The sequence below is a fragment of the Streptomyces sp. MB09-02B genome, assembly GCF_033794485.1.
Classification (GTDB): Bacteria; Actinomycetota; Actinomycetes; order Streptomycetales; family Streptomycetaceae; genus Streptomyces.
In genome coordinates, this window is record NZ_JARGEE010000822.1 from 1 (window position 1) to 1,587 (window position 1,587).

Sequence of the window (1,587 nt, forward strand, 5' to 3'; positions counted from 1 at the left end):
GGCCCACTCCGCGTCGTCCCACGCCCCCACCGCGTCCATGGCGTCCGTCAGCCACAGCGAGAGACAGTCCACGAGCAGCGGCGCCCCGTCGTCGTCCTTCAGCAGGGGCACGAGGTCGCAGGTCTCGACCGTGCGCCACGACCCGGGTCGCCGCTCACGGTGGGCGGCGACCCGCTCGGCCCACTCCCCGTCGCCGCCCCGCAGCCCGCCGGTCGCCACGTACAGCACGTCCGGGAACGCCTCCAGCCGGCGCTCGGCCTCCACCGACTTCCCCGAGCGCGCCCCGCCGAGCACCAGCGTGCGGCGCGGCACATCGGGTACGTCCTCGTAGGCGCCCACCGCCAGCGGCGTCCCGTCCGGCACGGCGCGCGCGCCCGCCGCCGCGAGCCGGCGCGGCAACTCGCCGTCCGCCGGCACGTCGTGGTCGATGTGCACGGCCACGACATCGGTCGTCGGACCCACGGCCCCCGCCGCGCGCAGCCGCGCCAGCGCGTCCGGCCGCCCCAGCACATCGAGGAGCACCATGTCGTACGGCTCCGCCCCCTCCTCCACACCGGCGGGCGCGCCCCCCGGCGGCAGATACAGCAGCCGTTGGCCGCCCGGACCGGTCACCGCGTAGCCGGTCCCCGGCGCGTCCAGGGCCTGGGCCCGCACCCGATGTCCGGTCAGCAGCGCCAGCTCCCGCCCGTCCGGCACCCGCACGGGCTGCGGCAGCCCCGCCGGCACCTCCACGGCGGGCCCGTCGTGCGGATGCGACAGCAGTACCTGGCGCACCCCGGTGAGCGTGCGCCCGGCGCGCGCGGCCGCGAGGGCGGCGCCCGGAGTGAGGTCGAGGAGCAGTGTGCCGTCCACGAGCAGCGCGGTCGCCCCGCGCGCGGCCGCACCGAGCGCGGTCGCGCACACCGCGCACGGACAGTCGGGGCGGGGGAGTCCCGCGGGGGCGCCGGTGCCGAGCAATGTCAGTTCCACACCGACGATTTTCCCGCGTCCCGATGAACACCCGCAGGTCTTGCGCGTCCGACTAGGCTCAGGGGGGAACCGGATCTTGCTCGGCGCCGTGTGCGGTGCCGGGCCGGTACTTACGGAGGCTCACATGGCGGCATGGACGTGGCGGTTCGAGAAGGCCGACGGGACGGAGGTCCAGCCCGCGGTCCAGCCCGAGGAGTTCACGACCCAGGGGGATGCCGAGTCGTGGATCGGCGAGCACTGGAAAGCGCTGCTCGAAGGCGGCGCCGACCAGGTCCGTCTCTTCGAGGACGCGACGGAGATCTACGGCCCGATGAGCCTGCACGCGCAGGACGCGTAGCGCTCCGCGGCGGGGCGGGGTCCCTGTCCGGGGCTCCGCCCCGATACCCGCGGAAGAGCTCGGGGATTCGGGGTTCGTCGGCGGGTGCGGGTCCGGTGGGGCTTCTCGCGCAGTTCCCCGCGCCCCTTACCGGCATAGGTCGCGCCCAGGGCTTTTAAGGGGCGCGGGGAACTGCGCGACCAGCCCCCACCGAACGGACGTCTGGGGGTCGGAGGGGCGCAGCCCCTTGGTGGGGGCACCTCCCGCTCGAGCGAAGCCGAGAGTGGGGGAGGGACGGGTAG

General features: G+C 75.6%; 2 protein-coding genes. One reads left to right on the forward strand and one right to left on the reverse strand.

The genetic code is table 11. From position 1 onward, the window contains the following. On the reverse strand, window positions 1–969 hold a 969-nt coding region (locus tag P1P70_RS44370), incomplete at its 3' end, for a bifunctional adenosylcobinamide kinase/adenosylcobinamide-phosphate guanylyltransferase (RefSeq protein WP_319248133.1). Window positions 970–1,093: 124 nt separating this feature from the next. Between P1P70_RS44370 and P1P70_RS44375 the strand changes: the two genes are divergently transcribed. Then, the gene (locus P1P70_RS44375) at window positions 1,094–1,306 is read left to right on the forward strand and encodes a hypothetical protein (protein ID WP_319248135.1); all 213 of its coding nucleotides are present in this window, start codon (window positions 1,094–1,096) and stop codon (window positions 1,304–1,306) included. The last annotated feature ends 281 nt before the right edge of the window (window positions 1,307–1,587 follow it).

Bases quoted from the DNA above. Each gene is read 5' to 3' on its own strand.
- P1P70_RS44375 (WP_319248135.1), top strand. From the start codon at position 1,094: ATGGCGGCATGGACGTGGCGGTTCGAGAAGGCCGACGGGACGGAGGTC.